22 protein-coding genes and 1 pseudogene are annotated in these 23,187 nt (G+C 64.8%); 13 read left to right on the forward strand and 10 right to left on the reverse strand.

The genetic code is table 11. From position 1 onward, the window contains the following. Window positions 1–145: 145 nt before the first annotated feature. Complete coding sequence (locus tag IPF36_RS28175) at window positions 146–1,324, forward strand: acyl-CoA dehydrogenase family protein (protein WP_135703813.1); 1,179 nt, start codon at window positions 146–148, stop codon at window positions 1,322–1,324. Next, complete coding sequence (locus IPF36_RS28180; protein ID WP_133095185.1) at window positions 1,321–1,914, forward strand: flavin reductase family protein; 594 nt, start codon at window positions 1,321–1,323, stop codon at window positions 1,912–1,914. Before IPF36_RS28175 ends, IPF36_RS28180 begins: the two co-directional genes overlap by 4 nt. Window positions 1,915–1,920: 6 nt before the next feature. Here the strand turns inward: IPF36_RS28180 and IPF36_RS28185 are convergent, their stop codons facing one another. The 3 genes from IPF36_RS28185 to IPF36_RS28195 form a co-directional block, all read right to left on the reverse strand. Continuing rightward, window positions 1,921–2,805, reverse strand: coding sequence for a DMT family transporter (locus IPF36_RS28185; protein WP_133095184.1), 885 nt, complete (start codon window positions 2,803–2,805; stop codon window positions 1,921–1,923). A 43-nt stretch (window positions 2,806–2,848) separates the two neighbouring features. After that, window positions 2,849–3,757 carry a 2-hydroxy-3-oxopropionate reductase gene (locus IPF36_RS28190; RefSeq protein WP_133095183.1) on the reverse strand — a complete coding sequence of 303 codons (909 nt, stop codon included), beginning with the start codon at window positions 3,755–3,757 and terminating at the stop codon, window positions 2,849–2,851. A gap of 163 nt (window positions 3,758–3,920) precedes the next feature. After that, the gene (locus IPF36_RS28195; RefSeq protein ID WP_133095182.1) at window positions 3,921–4,214 is read right to left on the reverse strand and encodes a hypothetical protein; all 294 of its coding nucleotides are present in this window, start codon (window positions 4,212–4,214) and stop codon (window positions 3,921–3,923) included. A 290-nt stretch (window positions 4,215–4,504) separates the two neighbouring features. Between IPF36_RS28195 and IPF36_RS28200 the strand changes: the two genes are divergently transcribed. Beyond that, on the forward strand, window positions 4,505–4,786 hold the full coding sequence (locus IPF36_RS28200; protein WP_133095181.1) for a hypothetical protein: 282 nt from the start codon (window positions 4,505–4,507) through the stop codon (window positions 4,784–4,786). Between the two features lie 6 nt (window positions 4,787–4,792). Here IPF36_RS28200 and IPF36_RS28205 read toward each other — a convergent pair whose 3' ends face one another. Beyond that, entirely contained in the window at window positions 4,793–5,485 is a 693-nt protein-coding gene (locus IPF36_RS28205) for an aspartate/glutamate racemase family protein (RefSeq protein WP_133095180.1), read from the reverse strand. Between the two features lie 108 nt (window positions 5,486–5,593). Continuing rightward, window positions 5,594–6,313 carry a GntR family transcriptional regulator gene (locus IPF36_RS28210; RefSeq protein ID WP_133095179.1) on the reverse strand — a complete coding sequence of 240 codons (720 nt, stop codon included), beginning with the start codon at window positions 6,311–6,313 and terminating at the stop codon, window positions 5,594–5,596. Between the two features lie 192 nt (window positions 6,314–6,505). On the opposite strand from IPF36_RS28210, the gene IPF36_RS28215 reads away from it, so the two are divergent. The 5 genes from IPF36_RS28215 to IPF36_RS28235 all read left to right on the forward strand — a co-directional run bounded on the left by IPF36_RS28215 (window position 6,506) and on the right by IPF36_RS28235 (window position 13,194). Continuing rightward, window positions 6,506–7,726: an alanine--glyoxylate aminotransferase family protein gene (locus IPF36_RS28215; RefSeq protein ID WP_195431592.1), complete on the forward strand. Its 1,221-nt coding sequence runs from the start codon at window positions 6,506–6,508 to the stop codon at window positions 7,724–7,726. Between the two features lie 121 nt (window positions 7,727–7,847). Beyond that, the gene (locus IPF36_RS28220; RefSeq protein ID WP_133095177.1) at window positions 7,848–9,152 is read left to right on the forward strand and encodes an MFS transporter; all 1,305 of its coding nucleotides are present in this window, start codon (window positions 7,848–7,850) and stop codon (window positions 9,150–9,152) included. 93 nt (window positions 9,153–9,245) lie between these two features. Next, on the forward strand, window positions 9,246–10,772 hold the full coding sequence (locus IPF36_RS28225; protein ID WP_195431594.1) for an amidase family protein: 1,527 nt from the start codon (window positions 9,246–9,248) through the stop codon (window positions 10,770–10,772). Window positions 10,773–10,886: 114 nt separating this feature from the next. Then, window positions 10,887–12,335: an MFS transporter gene (locus tag IPF36_RS28230; RefSeq protein WP_133095175.1), complete on the forward strand. Its 1,449-nt coding sequence runs from the start codon at window positions 10,887–10,889 to the stop codon at window positions 12,333–12,335. Between the two features lie 94 nt (window positions 12,336–12,429). Next, window positions 12,430–13,194 (forward strand): fumarylacetoacetate hydrolase family protein, encoded by a 765-nt coding sequence (locus tag IPF36_RS28235; RefSeq protein WP_135704027.1) that lies wholly within the window; start codon window positions 12,430–12,432, stop codon window positions 13,192–13,194. Between the two features lie 123 nt (window positions 13,195–13,317). On the opposite strand, the pseudogene IPF36_RS35180 reads toward IPF36_RS28235, so the two are convergent. Continuing rightward, window positions 13,318–13,482: pseudogene (locus tag IPF36_RS35180) on the reverse strand (DUF3562 domain-containing protein); the annotation flags it as partial. A gap of 506 nt (window positions 13,483–13,988) precedes the next feature. Between IPF36_RS35180 and IPF36_RS28240 the strand changes: the two are divergent. Beyond that, window positions 13,989–14,246, forward strand: a complete 258-nt coding sequence (locus IPF36_RS28240) for a hypothetical protein (RefSeq protein ID WP_195431596.1) — start codon at window positions 13,989–13,991, stop codon at window positions 14,244–14,246. 165 nt (window positions 14,247–14,411) lie between these two features. Beyond that, window positions 14,412–14,642: a hypothetical protein gene (locus tag IPF36_RS28245; protein WP_133095172.1), complete on the forward strand. Its 231-nt coding sequence runs from the start codon at window positions 14,412–14,414 to the stop codon at window positions 14,640–14,642. Between the two features lie 23 nt (window positions 14,643–14,665). Here IPF36_RS28245 and IPF36_RS28250 read toward each other — a convergent pair whose 3' ends face one another. Continuing rightward, the gene (locus IPF36_RS28250) at window positions 14,666–16,204 is read right to left on the reverse strand and encodes a CYTH and CHAD domain-containing protein (RefSeq protein WP_195431597.1); all 1,539 of its coding nucleotides are present in this window, start codon (window positions 16,202–16,204) and stop codon (window positions 14,666–14,668) included. A gap of 244 nt (window positions 16,205–16,448) precedes the next feature. Further along, entirely contained in the window at window positions 16,449–17,135 is a 687-nt protein-coding gene (locus IPF36_RS28255) for a GntR family transcriptional regulator (protein ID WP_195431598.1), read from the reverse strand. 92 nt (window positions 17,136–17,227) lie between these two features. On the opposite strand from IPF36_RS28255, the gene IPF36_RS28260 reads away from it, so the two are divergent. Both IPF36_RS28260 and IPF36_RS28265 read left to right on the forward strand, forming a co-directional pair. Further along, window positions 17,228–17,980 carry an SDR family NAD(P)-dependent oxidoreductase gene (locus IPF36_RS28260; protein WP_133095169.1) on the forward strand — a complete coding sequence of 251 codons (753 nt, stop codon included), beginning with the start codon at window positions 17,228–17,230 and terminating at the stop codon, window positions 17,978–17,980. 13 nt (window positions 17,981–17,993) lie between these two features. Continuing rightward, window positions 17,994–19,187 (forward strand): acyl-CoA dehydrogenase family protein, encoded by a 1,194-nt coding sequence (locus IPF36_RS28265; RefSeq protein WP_195431599.1) that lies wholly within the window; start codon window positions 17,994–17,996, stop codon window positions 19,185–19,187. A gap of 301 nt (window positions 19,188–19,488) precedes the next feature. Here the strand turns inward: IPF36_RS28265 and IPF36_RS28270 are convergent, their stop codons facing one another. Continuing rightward, entirely contained in the window at window positions 19,489–19,929 is a 441-nt protein-coding gene (locus IPF36_RS28270) for a GNAT family N-acetyltransferase (RefSeq protein WP_135703820.1), read from the reverse strand. Between the two features lie 480 nt (window positions 19,930–20,409). Here IPF36_RS28270 and IPF36_RS28275 point away from each other — a divergent pair, with 480 nt between their 5' ends. After that, window positions 20,410–21,696 carry an MFS transporter gene (locus IPF36_RS28275; protein WP_135704028.1) on the forward strand — a complete coding sequence of 429 codons (1,287 nt, stop codon included), beginning with the start codon at window positions 20,410–20,412 and terminating at the stop codon, window positions 21,694–21,696. 31 nt (window positions 21,697–21,727) lie between these two features. Here IPF36_RS28275 and IPF36_RS28280 read toward each other — a convergent pair whose 3' ends face one another. Then, window positions 21,728–23,110 carry a DUF1329 domain-containing protein gene (locus tag IPF36_RS28280; RefSeq protein WP_135704029.1) on the reverse strand — a complete coding sequence of 461 codons (1,383 nt, stop codon included), beginning with the start codon at window positions 23,108–23,110 and terminating at the stop codon, window positions 21,728–21,730. Between the last annotated feature and the right edge of the window lie 77 nt (window positions 23,111–23,187).

Below are 23,187 nucleotides of genomic sequence, written 5' to 3' on the forward strand. Positions count from 1 at the left end.
TCACTTTCCTCCAGATCCGGTGTTTCGCGCAAGAAAGCCGGACGCCCGATCATACGGGCAAGGGGACCAGGCTCCGATACTAGCACCGTGCTACGGGCCGGACAACGGCAGCCGGGCACGGATCAGACAAGCCGGAGACAACACCATGGAAACAGTTACCGCCCCCGATGCCAGCGCAGGTGCGCAGGCCGACTGGCTCGCACTTGCCGCGGCGCTGGGCCGCACCTTCGACACCCGCGCCCCCGAGATCGACGCGAGCGGGCAGTTCGTCAGCGCGAACTACGACGACCTGCGCGCGCACCGGTTCTTTGCCGCCGCCGTGCCGCAGGAACTGGGCGGTGCCGGCCTGTCGCACCAGGAGCTGGGCAGCGTGCTGCGCGAGCTGGGCAAGTACTGCGGATCGACCGCGCTGGCTTTTGCCATGCACACGCACCCGGTAGCCACCGCGGCATGGCGCTGGCGCAACCAGAAGGCGCCGGTGGAAGGACTGCTCAAGCGCGTGGCGGGCGAGCAGATGGTGCTGCTGGGCAGCGGTGGCTCGGACTGGCTGCAGGGCAGCGGCAAGGCCACGCGCGTCGATGGCGGCTTCCGCGTGGACGGGCGCAAGATCTTCGCCAGCGGCGCGCCGGTAGCTGACCTGTTCATGACCTGCGCGGTGTATGACGATCCCGAATCCGGCCCAACCGTGCTGCATTTCGCATTGCCCATGAAGACCCCCGGTGTGAGCGTGATGTCGAACTGGCACACGCTCGGCATGCGCGGCACCGGCTCGCACGATGTGATGCTCGAAGGCGTGCTGGTGCCCGACACCGCCATCGCCGCGCGCCGCCCGCAAGGTGTTTGGCATCCGATGATGCATACGGTCTCGATGATCGCGTTGCCGCTGATCTATGCGGTCTACGTCGGCATTGCCGAGGCAGCGCGCGACATTGCGCTGCAACTGGCGCGGCAGCGGCGCCTGAACGCGCATGCGGTGGAAGCGGCCGGCCGCCTTTGCAACGAAGCGGAAGCCGCGCGCATGGCGCTGGATACGATGTTCGACGCCGCGGCGGGCCAGGCGCCGGGTGCGGTGACCACCAACCGCATCATGTGCGGGCGTACGCTGGCGGCGCGCGCGGTGCTGGCGACAGTGGAAGCGGCCATGGACCTGGCCGGCGGTGCCGGCTTCTATCGCGACGCCGGGCTGGAGCGCCGCTTCCGCGATGCGCAGGGCGCGCGCTTCCATCCGTTGCAGGCCGGTGCCCAGCAGGAGTATGCGGGGCGCATGGCGCTGGGCCTGGATATCGATGCGCCTCCCGGCGAGGTGCGGCAGGCCGCGCAATGATGCCCGCACCAGCCCCGCTGCCGTTTGCCACCGAGGCCTGCAACGACAGCGGCTGCGATGACCTGGGCGGGGCCTCCGGCGGCATGGGCCACGACGTCCGGGCACGGCGCGCGCTGCGCGACGCGCTCGGGCAGTTCGCCACCGGCGTGACGGTGGTGACCGCCGCGGATGCGCAGGGCCTGCCGGTGGGCGTGACGATCAACGCCTTCACTTCCGTATCGCTCGCGCCGCCGCTGCTGCTGTGGTGCCTGGCGCGCGCTTCCGGCAGCCTGCCGGCGCTGCGCGCCGCGCCCTGCCATGCGATCAACGTGCTCGGCAGCGGGCAACTGGCCTTGTGCCGGCGCTTTGCGGACCGTGATGTCGACCGCTTTGCCGGCGTCGACTGCCGCCCCGGGCCGTGCGGCACGGTACTGCTCGCCGGCGCGCTGGCGACGTTCATCTGCCGGCACCGCTCGGTACGCTCGCTCGGCGACCACGTGGTGTTCGTGGTCGAGGTGGTGGCCTATGGCACAGCGCCAGGTGCGCCGCTGGTGTTCCATGGCGGTGGTTTCGGCGAAGGGGTGGCGCGCATCGACGCCGGCGCGGCCTAGCGCGGCCTAGCGCAGCACCCGTGCTCCGCGGGCCTTGCCGGCGATCACCAGCGCAATGCCGCCGAGCACGGCTACCGCGCTGACGGCGAGCCGCAGCGTCAGCCTTTCACCCAGCAGCACGATGCCGCCCGCCGCGGCGATGACCGGCACGCTCAGCTGCACCGTCGCGGCGGTGGCCGCGCGCAGGCGCGGCACCACCGCATACCAGACCACGTAGCCAAGCCCGGACGTTACTGCGCCGGACAGCAGCGCGTACACCAGGCCCGCACGATCCAGCGAACGCTGCGCCTGCATCACCGCGGACAGCGCCAGCGCCAGCGGTACCGCGCGCAGGAAATTGCCGGCCGTGGTCGTTACCGGATCGGCATTGCGCCTGCCGTGCAGCGAATAGATGCCCCACGCGACGCCAGCCAGGATCATCTGCAGCGACGACAACAGCGGCGGCGTGGCCAGTCCCGGCAGCAGCAGCCATACCAGCCCGGCAAGCGCGAGCGCCAGGCCGATCCATTGCTGCATGCGCAGCGGCTCGCCGGCCGCCAGCCCGTAGCCCGTCATGGTGGCCTGCACGGCAGCGAACAGCAGCAGCGCGCCGGTGCCGGCGCCCAGGCGCAGGTAGGCAAACGAAAACGCCGCGGCGTAGCAGAACAGCGCCAGCGCCGAGACCCAGTTGCCGGCCAGCGGCGGAAACCTTGCTGCCGTGTCCGCTCGCAGCACGCGGTGCTGCACCACCACGATGACCCACAGCACCGCTGCCGCTGCGGCGACGCGCGCCAGCGTAAAGCTGGCCGCGTCGATGGTGGTGCCTTCCAGCGCCACCCGGCATAGCAGGGAATTGCCGGCGAAGGCCAGCATGGCCAGGGTGGTCAGCAGGATGGTGTTCGCACTCGGCATGCGGGCCAGGGGGTGTATGCACGCTAGACAGAGCGGCTTGGGCTTAGGCCGCGGGCGGCGTGTCGCCGATGGCGAACGACGACAGGTGCTCGATCGCCCGCACTAGCGCGGAATGGTCCCAGCCGCTACCGCCCAGGCCGCCGCAGACATTGAACAGCTGCTGGCACGAGGCAGTGTTCGGCAGTCCCACGCCCAGCTGGCGTGCGGTGGACAGCGCCAGTTCCAGGTCCTTCTGGTGCAAGGCGATGCGGAAGCCCGGGTCGAAGGTCCGCTTGATCATGCGTTCGCCATGGACCTCGAGGATGCGCGAACTGGCAAAGCCACCCATCAGTGCCTCGCGCACGCGCGCGGGATCGGCGCCGGCGCGCGCGGCCAGCACCAGCGCCTCGCCGACGGCCTCGATGGTCAGGGCCACGATCACCTGGTTGGCCACCTTGGCCACCTGGCCCGCGCCGACTTCGCCTACGCGCACGATGTTCTTGCCCATCAGCTGCAGCAGCGGCAGCACGCGGTCGAACACTTCCTGCTTGCCGCCAGCCATGATCGACAGCGTGCCGGCCTTGGCGCCGACCTCGCCGCCGGACACCGGCGCATCGACATAGTCAACGCCCAGCGCCTCGATGCAGCGCGCGAACTCGCGCGTGGCGATCGGCGAGATCGAGCTCATGTCGATCACCGTGACGCCGCCCGCGGTCTCGGCAAGGCCGTCGGCCACGCCTTCCTTGCCGAACAGCACCTGCTCCACATCCGGCGTGTCGGGCAGCATCAGGATGATGGTGTCCGATTGCCGCGCCAGCTCCTCGGCGCTGCTGCAGGCCTGCACGCCAGCATCCAGCAGGTCCTGCGGCACGCCGCTGCGGGTATGGGCGAACACGGTATGCCCGCCGTCGACGATGTGCTGCGCCATGGGCTTGCCCATCACGCCAAGCCCGATAAAGCCGATCTTGCTCATGACAGTGTCCGGTGGTTGTGTCGGAGCGCCGCGCAAGGGCGGTCGCATAACTCTGATCATAGTCAGTCGCACGCCGGCAAGGCTGCGGATAGTGCGCTGGCCGGACCAAAAGAATAAGCCCCGCGCCACATTGGCAGCGGGGCTGGTCGCGCGCCGGCGAGACTTAGCGGCAAGCGGCATCCCTGGCCGAATCGCCCGGACGCTGGCCCAGGATCTCGCGGATGCGGGCCAGGTACTGGTCGCCAACGGTCCGGTGCATGCGCGCGGCCTCGGCGGCGAACTGGCGCCGGCCGGGCGGTCGGATGCCCAGGCTGCGGCAGACCGTCGACAGGTAGGGCTTGCGCTCGCGGCCCAGGCGCAGCGCCACGGTCTGCAGCGCGGCATCGCCGATGCGCCCGCGCAGCCAGGCGAGCACCTGGCGGTCGTAGTCGTTTTGCACGCGGATCAGGTGTTCCATGGCCAGACTCCTACTGTTCATCCATACAGTTACTGTAAATATATACAGTATCCGGACGGATGCAAGAAAAGTCTGCGTCGATTTAGCGCCGCGCCGGCGATCCTTGCGGCCAAGCCACCCCGGGCATGCGGAATACCGCGAGGCCCGTTACTCCCCTTGGTCGCAGGGAAGCCGATCCTCTAGCATTGATACGCCGGCCAGGCGAGCAACTGCCTGAAGTAGCGGCCACCAGTCAAGTGACGGTTACGAAGCTCCGGGAGGTATCGGATATGTCTGCCACAAGGATAGAGATGTGCGACCAGGATGGCGACGGGGTATTGACCATTCGGGACGACGGCGCCGAATTTTCAGGAGTCGCGCTTGAGCTTTCGAATCTCTTCGGTGAAGACGTAGTCGCGGATCTCGACAAGCACCAGTTGCTCAATTGGTGCGAGACGGTCGCCGCCCACCTTCGCAACCAAGGCGTTATGCCGAGCGAGTGCGCTCCGGAGGGCAGCGTCAACAAGACCAGTCAGAGCCGGACGAAAGAACAGCCTGGCGTCGACGAGCTTGTGCAGACGGCGGCATCCTGATTTGATTCAGTGGCCGGGCGCGGCAAAACTGCCGTAGGTGGCCTTGCGTGGCCTTAATTTTGCGAGCGCCTCTGCCTGCACGGCGGCACAAGCGATGCCGTCCAGGAGCGGCACGTCTGCCTGCGCGGCAACCGCCGGGACATAGCCGCACAATGCTGCAGCCACGGTGACGACCACGTCCGCGCCGTCGTCCCGGCTGAGCGAAGTGATGGCATCGCGCATCATTGCGCCGACTTCTTGCGCAAGTCCGGCGCCGTATGGCGCTGCCGTTTCGATGCCGCGGATACCGGCCACGCGCCCGGCATAGCCGTATGAGGCCGCAAGTTCTCCGTACAACGGCGTCAAGGCGCGGCCGACGGTCAACAGTCCGATCCTGCCGCCCATCATGCTTGCCGTTGCCAGGGCCGCTTCGGTCGTTCCGACAACAGGGACCTCAAGCATCTGCCGCAATGCATGAAGGGCAGTGTCCATCGAAACCCCCAGAATCACGGCCTCGACATTGGCATCCAGCGTCCGGGCCATTTTCAGCAAGCCATCGATTGCAGCGGCATTGTCCACGCGCGACCGGATAACCGCGGGACCTGCGGCGTTGGTCAGGCCGAAAATCTCGCACGCGTCGCCGGTGGCCCGCCTGGCTTCTGCAAGCATGCGGTCGGTGATGTGCTGGCTGGAATTGGGATTCAGGAGGGCGATACGCATGGGCCTGGACTTGTCAGTAGCCGTCGATGATGCCGGCAAGTTCAATGCTGTGTCTCGTGGGAGAGGAGGCGAGCCGCCAAACGACGGCGCCTGATCTTCGCCTTGGTACTAGGCCTGCGGCATGCCGCTGGCCGCGCCCGCCTGGATCAGCAGCACGGCATCGCGCTTGTCTAGCAGGTGCTGGCGCAGGATTGCGGCAAGCCGCTTGCCATCGCGGGCTTCCAGGGCCACCAGCATCTCTTCGTGGTCATGGATGGCGCTGTCCCATTTCGGCTTCTGGTAGTTTGAACGGAAGCGCAGTGCCTGCAGCTTCCGGTTCACTGACAGATAGGTCTGGCGCAGTGCCATATTGCGTGCCGCAAGGTTGATGCGGTCGTGGATCTGGTGATTCAGGTTGTAGTAGCCGGGCAGGTCTTCGTTTGCCCTGCACGCCAGCATCGCGTAGTGAAGCGCCTTGATTTCCGCCAGTTCGACAGCGGTGATGCGCGCGCAGGCCAGTTCGCCCGACAAGGCTTCCAACCCGCTCATCAGCTCGAAGGTATCCAGTATTTCGTCCGTCGACAGCCGGGATACGGTCGCGCCGCGATTGGGAGAGATATCGATCAGCCCTTCGGCGGCGAGCACCTTCAGTGCCTCTCTGAGCGGCGTGCGCGAGATGCCGAGGGTCTCGCACAATTCCCGTTCATTGAGCTTGCGGCCTGGCTCCAGCACCCCCTCGACGATAAATGTCCGCAGGTGCGCCACCACCATGTCATGAAGGCGCTGGCGTTCGAGCTTGGGCAGGACCGGGGCTGGCGAATCCAGGCCGCGGGCGTCTTCTTTTGGCATTCAAAATTCCTTACGCGCGTTTGCATGCGATTCTAGCAGACACATCACGGAAACTCAAAAATCCGGGTAATTCCCGCGTAAACCCTTGTAATACCGGGTTTGTGGCGGGTAAACGCTAGCTCGGACAGGCCGATTTCTCACGATTTCCTCTGCTAAAGTATTTTGCATTCAAAACTCAATCGGAGGAGTCAAATGCTCAATCTCAACTTCCATGCCGCTGGCCGCCACTTCCTGCAGATCCCTGGGCCGAGCCCGGTGCCCGATCGCATCCTGCGCGCCATCAGCTACCCGACCATCGATCATCGTGGGCCGGAATTCGGCGCGCTAGGCCTGAAGGTGCTGGATGGCATCAAGAAGATCTTCAAGACCGAACATCCGGTGGTGATCTATCCGGCTTCGGGCACCGGGGCCTGGGAAGCGGCGTTGTCTAACACCCTGAGCCCCGGCGACACCGTGTTGATGTTCGAGACCGGCCATTTCGCCACGCTGTGGAAGAAGATGGCCGAGAACCTCGGCATCCGGCCCGAGTTCCTTGGCTTGCCAGGCGTGGAGGGCTGGCGCCATGGGGTGCAGGCCGACATGATCGAAGCCCGGCTGCGCGCCGATAGCGCGCATGCGATCAAGGCCGTGTGCGTGGTGCACAACGAAACCTCGACCGGCGTGACGTCGGATATCGCCGCCGTGCGCCGCGCCATCGACGCTGCCGGACATCCCGCGCTGCTGCTGGTCGACACCATCTCGGGGCTCGCGTCGGCCGACTACCGCCATGACGAGTGGGGCGTGGACGTGACCGTATCGGGCTCGCAGAAGGGCCTGATGCTGCCGCCGGGCATCAGCTTCAATGCGGTGTCGCCCAAGGCCATCGAAGCGTCTCGCACGGCCCGGCTGCCGCGCAGCTTCTGGGGCTGGGACGAGATCATCGAGATGAACCGCACCGGCTACTGGCCCTATACGCCCAGCACGAACCTGCTCTATGGCCTGTCCGAAGCCCTCGACATGATCCTGGAAGAGGGGCTGGACAACGTCTTTGCCCGCCATCAGCGCCTGGGCGAAGCCTGCCGCCGCGCAGTCAAGGCTTGGGGCCTGCAGATCCAGTGCGCGGACCCCGCCGTCTACAGCCCGGTGCTGACCGGCGTGATGATGCCCGACGGCATCGATGCCGACGTGGTGCGCAGGAACATCTACGAGCGCTTCAACATGTCGCTCGGCGCCGGCCTGGGCAAGGTCAAGGGCCGCATGTTCCGCATCGGCCATCTGGGCGACTGCAACGACCTGACGCTGATGGCGACACTGGCCGGCTGCGAAATGGGCCTGAAGATCTCTGGTGTGCCGGTTGTCGCTAGCGGCACGGCTGCCGCCATGGACTATCTCGCCGCGCACACCACGCCGCTGTCGCTCCAGGCTGCTGCCTGACGCAGCCACCTCCATCCGGGGCGGGGGCGGGCGCAGCGCATGCGCAGCGCCCCCCCGCCAGGCTGATCGCAACGGATCAGCACAGCACTGCCGTACCTGACAAAAAAAGAGAGGAGACGCTGTGGATACAACCCTGCAGGCAGGAGAAAGGATCAGGTCGTTCGAGGACGCGACCTATCGCAAGGTGAGCTGGCGGCTGGTGCCATTCCTGATGGTCTGCTTCCTGATCGCTTATCTCGATCGTGTCAACGTAGGTTTTGCCAAGCTCCAGATGTCGCAGCAGCTGGGCTTCAGCGAAACCATCTACGGGCTGGGCGCCGGTATCTTCTTTATCGGCTACTTCCTGTTCGAGGTGCCCAGCAACCTGGCCCTGCACAAGTTCGGCGCCAAGGTTTGGATCGGCCGGATCATGATCACGTGGGGGATCCTTTCCGCGTGTTTCGCCTTCGTGCAGACGCCAGCCCAGTTCTACACGCTGCGATTCCTGCTGGGGTTGGCCGAAGCGGGCTTCACGCCAGGCATCGTGTACTACCTGTCCTGCTGGTACCCGTCGCACCGGCGCGCCAAGATCATGGCCATCTACTGCATGGGATCGCCGCTGTCAGGCATCATCGGCAACCCGCTCTCCGGCTACCTGATGGGAAGCATGGCCGGCGTGGCCGGCTGGGGCGGCTGGCAATGGATGTTCTTTATCGAGGCGGTGCCGGCGGTGTTGCTGGGATGCTTCTGCTTCTACTACCTGGACAACTCCATTGCCAAGGCCAAGTGGCTGACCGGCGAGGAGAAGCAGGTCCTCGAGCTGGCCAAGACCGAGGATGTCAAGGCGGCGGACCCGCAGGCACGCGTCGGCAAGGTCTTCACCGATCCGCGCGTCTGGCTGATCAGCCTGATCTGCTTCTGCTATGTCACGGGGCAGTATGGCATCACGCTCTGGTTGCCCACCTTCATCAAGTCCACCGGGGTCAGCGACCCGTTCCATATCGGCTTGCTGAGCGCGATTCCTTACATGGCGGCGATCGTCTCGATGTATTTCTTCGGGCGCAGTGCCGACAAGCATCGCGAGCGCCGCTGGCACCTGATCATCCCGTGCATGATGGGTGCGATCGGCTTCCTGGCCTTGCCCTGGGTGATGCACAACACCGCGCTGTCGCTGGTGTTCCTGTCGATCGCGGCAGCCGGCATCCTGACCTGCACGCCGCTGTTCTGGTCGCTGCCGACGGCCTTCCTCAGCGGCGCGGCGGCAGCCACGGCCATCGCCATGAGCAACTCGATCGGCAACCTCGCCGGCTTTACCAGCGGCTACATGATCGGCTACCTGCGCGACGTGACCCAGAGCGGCAACAGCGCGTACTACATGATCGCCGGGATGCTGCTGCTGGGCGCCTTCTGCATCTGGACAATACCCGCCCGGCTGGTCAACCGATAGCCAGGAAAAGCGGGGCGCCGGCACCGTGCCGCAGCCCCCCCTCTCGCTCACTTCGCCAACCTTTCGCGCCCTTGCCGGCGCATGGATCCCCTCATGACAAATTCATATGAACCGGTGCCGGACGGGCCGGGCCAGCACGCGCCGTTCAGCGTGGTGGAAGCCACCGTTGCCGATGCGCATGCCGCGATGCGCGACGGCAGGCTGACGGCGCGCCAGCTGGCCAGCGCATGCCTGGACCGCATCGCGGCCTATGACCAGCACGGTCCCGCCCTGCGCAGCATCCTGCAATGCAATCCGCACGCGCTGGACGAGGCCGGACGGATCGACGCCCAGGCCGGGCGCAATCCGGCGCAGGCGCTGGCGCCGCTGCACGGCATCCCGGTGCTGGTGAAGGACAACATCGAGTGTGCCGGCATGGCAACCACTGCCGGTGCCGCCTGCCTGCGCGACAATTTCTCTACCGACGATGCCTTTGTCATCCGCCGCCTGCGCGAAGCGGGCGCGATCGTACTGTGCAAGACCAACCTGCACGAGTTGGCGTCCGGTGGCGAGACCGTCAGCACCTTGTCCGGCCAGACCCTGAACCCCTATGACCTGACACGCACGCCCGGCGGCTCCAGCGGAGGCACCGCCGCCGGCATTGCCGCCAGCTTCGGCTTGCTCGGCATCGGCACCGACGGCGTCAACTCGATCCGCTCGCCGGCGTCGGCAAATGGCCTTGTCGGCCTGCGTCCGACCATGGGACTGATCAGCAGGGCGGGGCTGGTCCCGTGCGGGCTGACGCAGGACACCATTGGCCCGATCACCCGCACCGTCGCCGACACGGCGCGGCTGCTCGATGTCATTGCCGGCCATGACCCGGCCGACCCTGTCACCAGTGCCGGCGCGCCCCACATTCCGGCGAGCTATGCCGCCAGCCTTGACCGCGACGGACTCAAAGGCGCGCGGATCGGCGTATTGCGCCACTTCTTTGGCGACCAGGCGGTGCACCGTCCTGTCAACGCAGTCATGCAGGCGGCGCTTGCCGTTATCGCTGCCCAGGGGGCCGGGCTGGTCGCAATCGAAGACGCCATCAGCCCGGACGAGTTGCTGGCCACCACGCTGGTGCACCACTACGAAATGGAGCGCGATCTCGACGCTTACCTGCAGCGCATTTCATCAAGAGTGCCGGTTCGTTCCATGAAGGACATTATCGCCGCGGGCAATGTCCATCCGAGCGTGGCGGGCACGCTGGATACCGCTGCCGCGCTAAGCGGGCGGGAAGGGGAGTACCGCGAGCGCCTGCAGCGCCAGCAGGCATTGCGGGAGAGACTGCTGGACCTGATGGCGCGTCATCGGCTTGACGCGCTGGTGTTTCCGCACCAGCGCCGCCTGGTCGTGCCGGTTGGCGAGACCCAGGCAGAGCGCAATGGCGTGCTCGCGTCGGCCACCGGATTTCCGGCCATTGTCATTCCGGCCGGGTATTCGCCGCCGGACGGCAATGCACCCCAGGGGGTGCCGGTCGGGCTGGAATTCTTTGGCCGCCCCTACACGGAACCCGTGCTGATACGGCTCGCCTATGCCGCGGAGCAGGCCTTGCGCGCCCGCCGGCCGCCGCAATCGACACCCGCCCTGGAATAGCGGCACGCGTCGGAACGAAGTTTTATCGCTGCTCTGCAAACGCCGGCCAGACATGGCGTCGACCAGGTCGCGGGCACACCGCGACGACTACCTCGATACGAGGAGGAGACAAAGATGGGCGCAGAAACCGTAGTTCAATCGCCGAATTCCCCACAGCAGCACGAACTCGACCGGGCCATGGACGGCATCGGCGTAACGGCGTCGCACAAGAAGATCATTTTCCTGATCATGCTGGGGGTGATGTTCGACGTGTTTGAACAGAACGCCGTCGGCCTGATCGGGCCCATGTTGCGAGAGCAGTGGGGCATATCGGTCGCCGAAATCGGCTTCCTGAATACCCTGACCTTCAGTGCTGCCGCGCTCGGACGCATCGGCTCCGGCTATATCGCGGACCGCTACGGCAGGCGCACCATGCTCAGCGCCAACCTGCTTCTGTTCACGCTGGGCGCCATCATCTGCGCGCTGGCACCGAACTATGGCGTGCTGGCAGCGGGCCGCTTTATTGTCGGCATCGGCCTGGGCGGCGAGATATCCATTGCCGTGACCATGCTGGCCGAACTGTGCTCGACGCGATTCCGCGGCACCGCGGTGGGCATGGTCAGCGTTGGCAGCGGCGGGCTGGGCAATATGCTCGCACCGGCGTTCGGCCTGGCCGTATTCGCCATGTTCCCGGGGCCGGACAGCTGGCGCTGGCTGTTTGCCTGCCTGGTGCTGCCGGCGTTCTTCGTCGTGTTCTACCGGCGTTTTATCCCGGAAACGCCACGCTTCCTGCTGTCCAAGGGGCGCGTGGACGAAGCTAACCGGGTGCTCTCCGTCCTCGCATCCGGCCGCCTGGGCAAGCTGCGCGGCGAGCCGACATCCTATATCAAGGCTGCGGTGCACGATGACGCCCCGCGCACCAGGGTGGGCCTGAGCGATATCTTCAAGGGCCGGCTGGGGCGCCGCACGATCGCACTGGGCATCGCGGTATCGATGACCTATGGCGCGCAGATCTCGGTGCTGACGCTGATGCCGACCATCCTGATGTCGCAGGGCTACACCATCTCGAAGAGCTTTCTCTTTACGATGGTGATGCAGAGCGGCAGCCTGTTCGGGGCGCTGGCGGCGTCATACTGTGGCTACCATTTTCCGCGCAAGCGTGTGCTGACGTTCGGCGCAGGGCTGGCCTGCGCGGCGGGGCTGTGCTTCGGCTTCCTGACGTATAACGTAGCGCTGGTGCTGCTGTTCGGTGCTGCCTTTACGTTCTGCGTGGTGTTGCTGAATACCTCGATCTGGATTTTTGCGCCGGAGCAGTATCCGACCCACGTGCGTGCATTCGGCACTTCACTGATCCTGGCCCTCGGCACGCTGGCGGGAGCGCTGACGCCGCTGATCAGCGGCCGCGTGTTTGAAAGCTACGGCGTTGGCGGCATGTTCAGCATGCTCGCTGCGATGTATGCGGTGTTCGCGCTGAGCGTGCAATTCGCGCCTGAGACTTTCGGGCGTGCGATGGGCGAGACGGCCGCCGATGATGAAACCGGCACGGCAGTCGGCGAGAGCGCAGCCAGTGCAAGCAGGTTGTAAGGGCGGTCCGTTCCCTCCAGCGTGCGCTGTGGGCACGCTGGGGCGAGCGGCTCCTCGTCCGATGTTTATCATTCTCAATGAGACCCTAGAAGGCATGAATTCATCCAACATTGACCGGGTTGCGCAGGCGCTGCTCTCCGCGCGACGCGAGGGCCGTTGCGCCGACGCGGAGCTTATCGCCACCGCGCTTGAAAATGCGGACCAGGCCTATGCCGTTCAGGCGATCGTGGCGCGAACGCTGGCCTGGGAAGACGCCGGCACCGCGTACTGGAAATCCGGAGGCGCCTCGCGTGACGCCACGCTGACGCATGCGCGGCTCCCGCCAGCCGGCGTCTGGGCCAGTCCCGCGCAGTCCGGCGACTGGCCATTCACATGGCGCGGCATCGAGGCCGAAATCGCGCTGCGGCTCGGGGCCAGTGTCGACGCGGCGCAAGCTGCCGGTCTTGACTACGCCGGCGCGGCGGCGCTGGTTGACGCAATGGCGGTGTCCATCGAGGTGGTCGATTCGCGCTGGCAGCAAGGCCTCGCGGCGCCGGCCCTGCTGAAGCTTGCCGACTTGCAGTCCCATGGCGCACTCGTGCTCGGGGAGTGGCAAGCCTATGCAGACCGGGACTGGGCAACGCAGCGTTGCCGGGTAAACATCGGCGCCGAAGCGATCGAGCGCCGCGGCACCCATTCAATGGGCGATCCGGCTTACGGACTGCTGGCGTGGCTGCGCCATGCCACGCGAGAGGGGCGGCGCGTGGAGGCTGGTACGGTTGTCACCACCGGCACGTGGGTCGGCATCCTTCCGGCGTCCGAGGGCGACCTCGTGACCGCCGAGTTCGAGGGCATCGGATACGCTTCGGTCCGACTCTGAAGAGGACTGGCTGTGGAATGCGCCTCCGGGCGGCAACAGACTGCCTGGCGGCCTCTGCGTGCGGGCAGGCTCTCGCTCGGGCGAGCCTTGGCTCTCCCGCTCGGAATCTGCCTGACGAAGCAAAGCAACTGCGCGCTTTGCCGCAAATAGCGACAGGTAGATATGAACTCGCGCATCCGCCCTGAGTTCCAGCAGTGCCGCGAGGTAGCACTTCTTCACAACTTCAACAGGGAAGCCCGTCTTGAGTGAAATGCTCGCGACAACCTGATCGTCGTCCTCTGCCCTCATAGTGCCCCCTCAGCCTCGTGACACTTGCTCACGCGGCTAGCGCTTGACCCGGCCCGTGTGGGCGTCCGCCTGGCGGAGCGCCTCGTGACTCTACCCGGTCGTTGCAGTGCAGCACCGTTCCAACAACAGTGAGCGGGCGGCCCGAGGCCGATGACACCCTTCTGGCAAGGCAGCATCGGGGACCCGACTTGCCTGGACGAAATATTAGGTTCGGCCAGAACAACTGTCCACCTGACATTCGTCCCTGGGCCAGGCAACTTGCGCGAACAGCTGTACGAGCACGAGCCGCGCCGCACCTTACTTCTTCGGGAGTGGCTCCCGCCAGGCCACAATATGCTAACGTTAAACCATGCGATAGCCGCAGGGGGCAACGGGCAGCGACCGCTCTGGTCGCGCATGCCTGTTCGGGCGGCTCCCCCAGGTTATCGATCCGTTCAAGGAATCAATGCTGAGCCGGAGTCCGCCCCGCGTGCTGGCGGACTCTATTTGCGCCAGCAGGACAAGTCATGATGGAAAGCCACAGGCGCGCTGGCTACTATGAGTTCAAGGCTTATACCCAGCCACTAAGCAACGGCAAGCACCAGGGATTCGTGCTTGTCCGTCAACACACGATGGTGGGAATGCAGCAGTCAGTCTTTCGTGCGGGACGGCCGTCGATGGCGGAAGCGGATGCCTTTGCCCTGGCCGAAGCCCGCGTGGACGATCTTATCGTCCTGATCGGCAGTGGCCGGCTGCCAAAAGCAATGCTGGTTCCACCTGGCTGACGAACGCAGCCATCGAGCGCTTCGCGGTGCAATGCACAAATTGCGCAAGGAGCCAGTGCAACGAGGTACACGCCCGGCACAAATTCTTGCCTGATGCGACGTTCCCGGATGAATGTGAATAGAGCCGTCGTAAGCCAGGACAAATGACAGGGAGCCGTGAAGCCTATGTCCAAGACCATCAAGAAGCGGTATCTGAAAGCGCTCAACCGGCGCCTGAAAAAGGAGTCGGCAGGCAGGTTCGACACGGTTTTCGTCTTTTATCCACTGGGCGCGAAGCCCAAGAAGGCCACGGGCGTCACGGCCAGTGGCCCTGCCGATCCGCAGGTCCTGGCAGTCATGGACGCAGTCCAGGCCCGTGTGTTCGCCAAGTTTGAGAGTTCGGAAAAACTCGCGTAGGCGGAATGCCGGCCGTGAAACCGTCAATGTCGTCCGACTGGTCGGCCTGTGCTCCGGAAGCGCTTCCACAGCTTTCGCTGATTGTCCCGATCGTCGGCCACGCGTGCCGCCAGGAAACCGCGCGCGTAGCTCGCGCCGGCGGAGGCCTTGCGATGGTGCTGCTGCAGATGGCCTAACAGGCCATCTGCCACCGCCATATCGTTGCCCCATCCCAGGTCATCCTGCAGCTTCGCCAGCACGCGCCGATACGGATTCAGGCGCTTTTGCCTGAAGAGGTCGGCGAAGAATTCGGCAGCGTAGCGCAGCTTCTTTGCCGCGATCCTCGCGCGGTGGCGGCGATGGGCATCGAGCTTGTGAAGGCCTCGACCCCGGCGCACGAGCTTGCGATGACGCTTGCGCAGGACGCGATCGGCGAGCACGGCAGCCGGCCTGCCAAGCTGTTTGCGTGTGTCGTCGGACGCATCGCGCCATGGGGTCGCCGTGATCCAGTGATCGAGCGCAAGGGCGACCCGTGCGTAGCGCGGCGACTGTACCGCGGCTGTCGCCTTGGCATGGCGGGCCTTCGCGATCTCGGCCGCCGCCGCTTTGGTTTCCGCCATCTGCTCGCGCTTGTCCTTGCCTGCGTCAACCTGCGGCAGCGTCGAATGCGCCAGCACATACCAATCCCGGGATTCACCGAGTTCGTCGGCAATCCACTTCACTTCATCGGCGAGCGCTGCCGGCAGCGTGATCACATCGTCGAACATGTCGAGCGCGGAACGGAAGCGGCGCAGTCCCACCCGCATCTGATGCACGCCTTCGGGTGAATGTCCCGTGGCTACCAGCGGGGCATTGGCATGTACCTGGTCCAGACAGCTCTGCAGTATCTTGCAGATGGCCTCCTCTACCGTGTCATTCCTTTTCAGTGCGATCGGCCGTGCCTTGACCGCCGAGCGGTCGCCAGATACCAGCAAGTCGTAGCCGCGGTCGCTCTTGCTCTGCATGCTCAGGCTCATCGGTAGCTTGTCGATGAGTCGCAGCCCGAGTTCGCTAAGGCGCCGGGGCTCGCCCTGCTTGAGTTCCAGTTCAAGCTCGGAGAAGGTGCGGGCCTGCGCCGCCGCTGTGATTTTCCCGCTGTCCAGCGCGAGTTCTATCTCCTCGCCGCTTTCCAGCTTCAGCGTCCACAACTTCCGTGTGACCGTGCTTCGGAAAATCGGAACCAGCTGATCCGGCAGCGAGCCGTTCTTTAAGAGATGAGAGAGTGCTGAAGACTTCGGCACTGCAGCCCGCAAGGCCTTGAGATCGGGCTTCGTCTCTTTCAGCGCGGACTCGTACTCTTCGCGCTCGAAGAATCCGCCGCGCCGCTCGCCGGACGACTTGAGGGTCTGCGTGAGCTGGTCGCCATTGCGGCGGACACGCAGATCGGCTCCGTTTCGCCGCAGGAGGAAGTCCGGAGTGTCGAAGTATTCGCTCTCCAGAGCCTGTTCCTGTTGCGAATCCGGTTCCACATCCAGGAGCGCAGGTAATTCGCGCATGGCAGCGCCCTGATTTGCCGCCAGTTCGAATTTCAGTTCCTTCTCCATGGTATTGCTCCTTGTACAGGACGCTTCCATTACTGAGTGGGCGGCCGTCCGGGTCCTGCATCGGATTGCCCGATCTGCGCGTTCTTGTCCGCGAAATGCCGGTTCCCTTGGCCTCATGGCCGTACTGTGATCAGTTGGTCGGCGCAAAAATCGTGCCGTCAGGCGGCACGCGGCGCTTCGCAGCGAACCAGGACGAACTACGGCAAGTAAGCGGGAATCCGGCGGGCGATTGGCGGATGCCCGGCTACGCGGAAAGTTCGGCCAGTATCGCCTGCCGCACGTTCCTGACATGCGCCACCCCGGTGGCTTCGGCCTCGTCCGGCTCGCCTGCCAGCACGGCCGTCGCGATGCGCCGGTAGTCCGCCAGCCGCATCTGCTGGAGCGACGCGAGCCGATGCTGGGCGTGGACGATCGGCATCTGGATGGTGGGAAACAGGCGAATCAGCTCGCGGTTGCCGCCCATTTCCAGCAGCGTCCGGTAGAACTGCCGCCTCGCGCCCGCAAATGCCGCGGTAGCGTGCGCTTTTTCCGCGGCAGCCAACTGCTGAACCGTGGCGCGCAGAGCCTGGGCATGGTTGCGATCGGTGCAACCGCGGGTTGCCGCGCGTGCCAGCAGTCCCATCATGCGCTCCGCCACGTCGAGAACATCCAGGGTGTCCTGCATGGTCAGCCGCCGGATGACCGCGCCGCGATGGCGGGGCAATTCGACGATGCCCTCGGCGGCAAGCCGCTGCAAGGCTTCCCGCACGGAATTGCGGCCAACGCCGAATTGCGTCACCAGATCGGTTTCGACCAGCCGTTGGCCGGGCACGAAGCTGCCGAGCTCCAGCCCGCCAATGATGCCGAAAAAGACGGTGGCGGAGGCGCTCCGGTCAGGCTCGCCGGTGTCGGCAGGCGGGGAAGAAGGAGGGAAAGATGTCGCAGGCGTCACGCGGGCATTCTAACAGCAAGCTGTCGGACGTTGACATGGGATGAAATCATCCTACAATCTGATCCTCATATCCAATGGATCGGGAGACAACCGTGCAGGACACATTGCTGGATCTTCGGGGCAAGCGCGCGCTGGTGACAGGCGCGTCGGGCGGATTGGGCGCGCATTGTGCGCAGGTCCTGGCATCGCGCGGTGCCGAGGTGGTGCTTGCCGCGCGCCGTACTGACGCGCTGAAAGCCGTCGCGGAAAAGATCGGAACGGATGCGCGCCTGCAGTGCGTGGCGCTCGACGTCACCGACGGCGCTTCGCGCGCGGCACTCGTGCGCGATATCGAGCCCGTTGACATCCTGATCAACAATGCCGGCCTGGTGCGCGAGGGCGCGGCGCTCGGGCACGCCGAGGACGATTGGGATGTGGTGATGGACACCAATCTCAAGGGGATGTTCTTTCTCGCGCAGGCGCTGGTCCCCGGCATGCGCGAACGCGGCGGTGGCAGCATCGTCAATATCGCCTCGATCCTGGGGCTGCGACAGGCGGGCGGCGTAGTGTCCTATGCTGTCTCCAAGGCCGGCGTGGTGCAGCTCACCAAGACGCTTGCGCTGGAATGGGCGCGCTACGGCATCCGCGTGAATGCCCTGGCCCCCGGCTATATCGACACCGACATCAACCGGGACTTCTGGCAGACCGATGCCGGCAAGGCGCTGATCCTGCGCATCCCGCAGCGCCGGCTCGGGCAACAGGAGGACCTCGACGGGCCGTTGCTGCTGCTGGCCTCGGATGCGTCCCGGTACATGACGGGCACCGTGATCGCCGTCGACGGCGGCCATCTGGTCAATACGCTGTAAGGAGACCGACATCTTGCTCACCGACTATCCCACCGAAAGAAGCCGCAGCATCGGCGAGCGCGTCGAGCGCTTTGTCCGCGATGTGGTCGTGCCCTACGAGCGTGACCCGCGTTGTGAATCCCATGGCCCATCGCCGGAACTGGTTGCCGAACTGCGTGACAAGGCGCGCGCCGCCGGCGTCATGACGCCGCATATCCTCCCCGACGGCTCGCACCTGAGCCAGCGGGAGACCGCCGCGGTGCTCATGCGCTCGGGCTTGTCGCCGCTCGGGCCGGTTGCCGTCAATACGATGGCGCCCGACGAAGGCAACATGTTCTTGCTGGGAAAGGTGGCCACCCCGGCGCAGCAGCAACGATTCCTGGCGCCGCTGGTCAGCGGCGAGGCGCGTTCCGCGTTCTTCATGACCGAGCCCGCGGAGGACGGCGGCGCCGGTTCGGACCCGTCGATGCTGCAGACCACGGCGGTGAGGGATGGCGACGAATGGGTGATTCGCGGCCGCAAGAAATTCATCACCGGTGCCGAAGGCGCAGCCGTGGGCATCGTGATGGCGCGTACGGGAGATGGCGAGCGTGCGCAGGCCACGATGTTCCTGGTCGATCTGCCACACCCGGCCATCCGCATCGAGCGCCTGATCGACACCATCGATAGTTCCATGCCCGGCGGACATGCGCTGGTCATGATCGATGACCTGCGCGTGCCGCACAGCCAGGTGCTGGGCCAGGCGAACGAGGGCTTCCGCTATGCGCAGGTTCGCCTGTCGCCGGCGCGGCTTTCGCATTGCATGCGCTGGTTCGGCGGCGCCGCGCGGGCGGACGAGATCGCACGCGCGTACGCGACCACACGCAAGGCTTTCGGCAAGCTGCTGATCGACCATGAAGGCGTCGGCTTCATGCTGGCCGATAACCTGATCGACCTTCAGCAGGCCGCCCTGATGATCGACTGGTGCGCGGGCGTGCTCGACGGCGGTTCGTCGGGGACCGCGGAAAGCTCGATGGCCAAGGTGGCCGTCTCGGAAGCGCTGTTCCGTGTGGCGGACCGTTGCGTGCAGATCCTGGGGGGGGTGGGCGTGTCACGCGACACTATCGTCGAGCAGATCTTCCGCGAAGTACGAGGGTTCCGGATCTACGACGGCCCGACCGAAGTCCACAAATGGTCGCTGGCCAGGAAGATCAAACGCGAAACCCTGGGTGCGTCGCAAGCTGGCTGACCGGCTACGCCGGCGGCGCGCGATGCGGTAGTCGTCGACCCAGGCAATCGACGCCCTGGTAGCGCGATATCCCGTAGCGCGCCGGCCGAGCCGAAAAAATCCTTCAATGAGGTGCCATCACCTTTTTCCCGCAGTGGGATGCTGCGAAAGAGAGCGAGAAATGTGCCATTCGTTTGGCCAACGCAGCAACCTGAGGCGGCCAGGCGGGGAGTGTCGCCGATTATGTTCGCCGGCCTGTCGCGAACCGCGACACTGGAAATCCGGAACAGGGCCGGGACAATTGATCTGCCTGCGCGCAAGTCTATTTCAATTCGCATTGCATGCAGACTCCCGCTGGCATCCCCGGCGACGTCAGGGTATGCGAATTCCGTACACTGACGGGCAGGGAGGTCGTAGCGACGAGGGAAAAGCCGTAACGAGAAAAGAAGCCGGGGCACTTTGCGGTAGCAAGGACTGCGCGTTCGCAGCCCTCTGCACGTGCCCGCACCAGAACGGCAGACACCAGGTGCTTGGCAATACCGCGATCCCTATATCCGGGCAGTACCGCAACTGAACAGACGACTATGACTTTCGCGTGCCGCTCCGCTCCGGCGCAGGCGACAATGCGCCCGTCCATTAACGCAATGTGGAACATATCCGGAGACCACGATGCGTTCTGCGTCAATCCACATTTGTCTAGCACCGTGGTAATTCCAGGCAGGTCCGCAGTGGTGGCGGATCGGATCTGTAAGGCTCTAATCATTGCTGCACCAGCGCCCGTCGAAGCGTTTTCTTCGTAATGCGCTTACTTAATAGACATCGGTTCCACAATACCGTCGCGTAGCTGTTTTGCCTACGTGTCCGAAATTCGCAAACAAGAAAGCGAGGGTAATTCCCTAAAAGGGATACATTTAAGGCGATTTGTTCGCCTCTCGAAGCCTTGTTGGCAAGCCCGTGGCACCTCCGACTTTGGAGTCGAAATAAGCACACCATCGGCCGTGGTGTGCGGAAGGCCGCGCTCGGTGGCGATTAGGTCGCGCAGCGTCGGGCGTTCGGGCCTGGCTAGCGCACTATCCTTGCAAGGACGACGCCACCCCAGATCCGGGAGCTATTGGCCGGGAGCTGTTGTCCACGCTGATGGCGAGGACCCGGCCGACGCCGGACTAAAGATGTGGCTTTGCGGGCAGTTCTCGCCGGCAATCCGGCAAGGATCGAATTTCCAGTCTTTCGCTGCGCTCCGATGATGCCGGCCGCTTCCGATCACGATGGCCCCGAGGACAATAGCCGGACCCTGCTGTACTTCGGCTGGCTGACGTTGATTGTCCATCTGGCAACGCCGGCCGGCTACCTGATTGATATCCAGGCGTCGTACCTGCTCAAGAATGAGTTGCACGCGACGGCGACGGAGATCTCGACATTCCGGCTGGTTACCGGAATCCCCGTGTACATCGCATTTGCCTTTGGCCTCGCGCGCGATCACTGGAATCCGCTGGGTTTGCGCGACCGTGGCTTCTTCCTGATTTTCGCTCCCATCACCGCGGCGGCATTCGTCTGGATGGCGTTTGCGGGCATCTCATACACTGGACTGCTCGTCGGGATGCTGCTGGCAATGCTGTCGTCCCGGTTTACCGCCGCCGCCTACCAGGGGTTGATCGCGCTGGTGGGCCAGGAAAAGCTCATGTCCGGGCGCCTGAGTGCGCTGTCGAACGTGGTCAGCTCCGTTCCCGTCGTGGCGGGTGCGTTCGCTTCCGGGTACGTGTCCGATCATCTTGCGCCGCAAGAGGCCTTCTTGCTGGTGGCGATGGTCACTTTGCTGATTGCGGTGTTCGGGCTCTGGAATCCCGCCACCGTCTTCGGTAATACGTACGACAAGCCGCAAGCCAGGCGCGCGGATTTCGTCGGGAATGTCAGGCGGCTGGTGAAGCATAAGGCCGTCTATCCGGCGCTGCTTATCTGCTTTCTGTGGAACTTCGCGCCAGGGGCGGCCACACCGCTGCAGTTCTACCTGGCCAATGAACTGCATGCATCGGATTCCGTCTACTCGTACTACAACGGGATCTTCGCTGCCGCGTTTATCCCGACATTCCTGCTGTATGGCGTGCTATGCAAGAAGGTATCGCTGAACAAGCTGCTGTGGTGGGGGACGATCGTCGCGGTGCCGCAGATGATTCCGTTGGCATTTATTCGGTCAGCCGATCTCGCGCTGGTATTGGCGGCACCAATAGGGCTGATGGGCGGGCTAGCCACGGCGGCATACTTCGATCTTGCGATGCGGTCGTGTCCACCGGGCCTGCAAGGGACCCTGATGATGCTGGTCGATGGTGTTCTCGCGCTCTCGGCGCGCGCCGGCGACCTGTTGGGCTCATGGATCTATAACACCGGCGCAGCGCACGGCTTTACGTGGTGCGTGATCGCGACTACGGTCGTGTACGCACTGATCCTCCCCTTGATCCCGCTGGCGCCGAAGGCATTGATCGCTACCCGGGACGGCGAAGCCAATCCGGAGGCTGCGGCCGACGCCAATGGCTAGCCGCAACCGGCAGGGCTTTCTGACCGGGGCGTCAGTGTCCCGCCCCCCGGATCGAATCCGGGGAAAAATACGCTTCGCCAAACTGCGGGCTGCTGTTCAGGCGTACCGGCTTCCCTTCATTGGTCAGCCGATCCGCCAGATAGGAGCCGGCCGTAAGGTCATGGTAGAACGCCACCGCCGGGTAGTAGCGCCGCGCATCGTAGGCGTAAAGCGACGATTGCATATTGGTTCGCCACAGCTGGCCGCGGGCATCGTAGTTGTCGGCAAGCACTGCCATCCAGGTGTCTTCATCCAGGTACAGCACACGCTTTGCATACTGATGCCGGAAGCCTGGCTTCAGTCTGGCTTCGAGCACCCAGACACGGTGCAGTTCGTAGCGGACCAGTTCCGGGGTCGCATGGTTGGGGCCCAGCAGTTCGGCGTACCTGACGCCAGGATCGACCAGCTTGTAGTTGTGGTACGGAATATAGATTTCCCGCTTGCCGATAATCTTCCACTCATAGCGCTCGCCGGAGCCGTTGAACAGGCGATCGTCGTCCACCGTACGGAAGCCGCCCGGCCCCAGCGGCTGGTCAAAGCCGAACTCGGGTGCCTGCCGCACCCGGCGCGTGCCGGGATTGTATTGCCAGGTCCTGGCCGTATCCGAGCCTTCGCGATCCCAGAAGTTGTGGGAGACGATGATATTGCCGCGCTCGCGCAAAGGCAGTTCGGTTTCCACGCGGGCGAAGGTCCGGTTGATCAGCGGCGAGCCTTTTTCAAACGCGGCGCCGTTGACGGGTGACCAGATGTCATATTTCCACTTGCCCCATGCGATCTTGCCGTCGCGATACACCACTGCCTGGTCGTAGACGGCTGATTCTTCGGCAATGGCGGAAGAGAAGCGGAGATTCCACATCAGCTCCAGCCCGCTCTTGGGCACAGGAAACGGCGCGGTGGGCGGATAGTCCTTGAGGCCGTTCGCGTCCGTCGTCAGCTGCGTCCTGGCGGCGTGGTGCTGGATCGCCTTGTAGACGGCATCGCCATAGCGGAAGTCACGATGGCTGGGGTAGATCGCCATCCTGAATGTCGTCGGGTACAGCCTGAACATGGCGAGCTGCCCGTCGCTCAGGTGAGCACGGTATTGCTCCACGTTCTGGGCCGTGATCACCGCCAGCGGTTGTTCCGACGCGTAGGGGTCAGGGTAGGTGTCGCCTGGCCGGAAAGTCAGGCCCGCGGGCGCGGCCTGCCATTTTCCGCTCCACGCGGGGATGCTGCCGTCCTTGTTGGCGGACCGTTCGGCACCCATCGGCGTGAGCGGGCCGTCCAGGCGCCTGACTTCGTCGGGCGTCATCGCGGCAAGGGAAGGTGCGTTCAACTGTGAGGCCGCTAGCACCGCACCGGCTATCGTGCACAGCACTAAGGTCTTGCTTTTCATTATCTCTCCTCCGATTTCAATGGCGTGATGGTCGTGCGCCGGCATCGGGCTGACGGGCTGGCGCGGGACGGCCTGCG

The sequence above is a fragment of the Cupriavidus sp. IK-TO18 genome, assembly GCF_015549295.1.
Classification (GTDB): Bacteria; Pseudomonadota; Gammaproteobacteria; order Burkholderiales; family Burkholderiaceae; genus Cupriavidus; species Cupriavidus oxalaticus_A.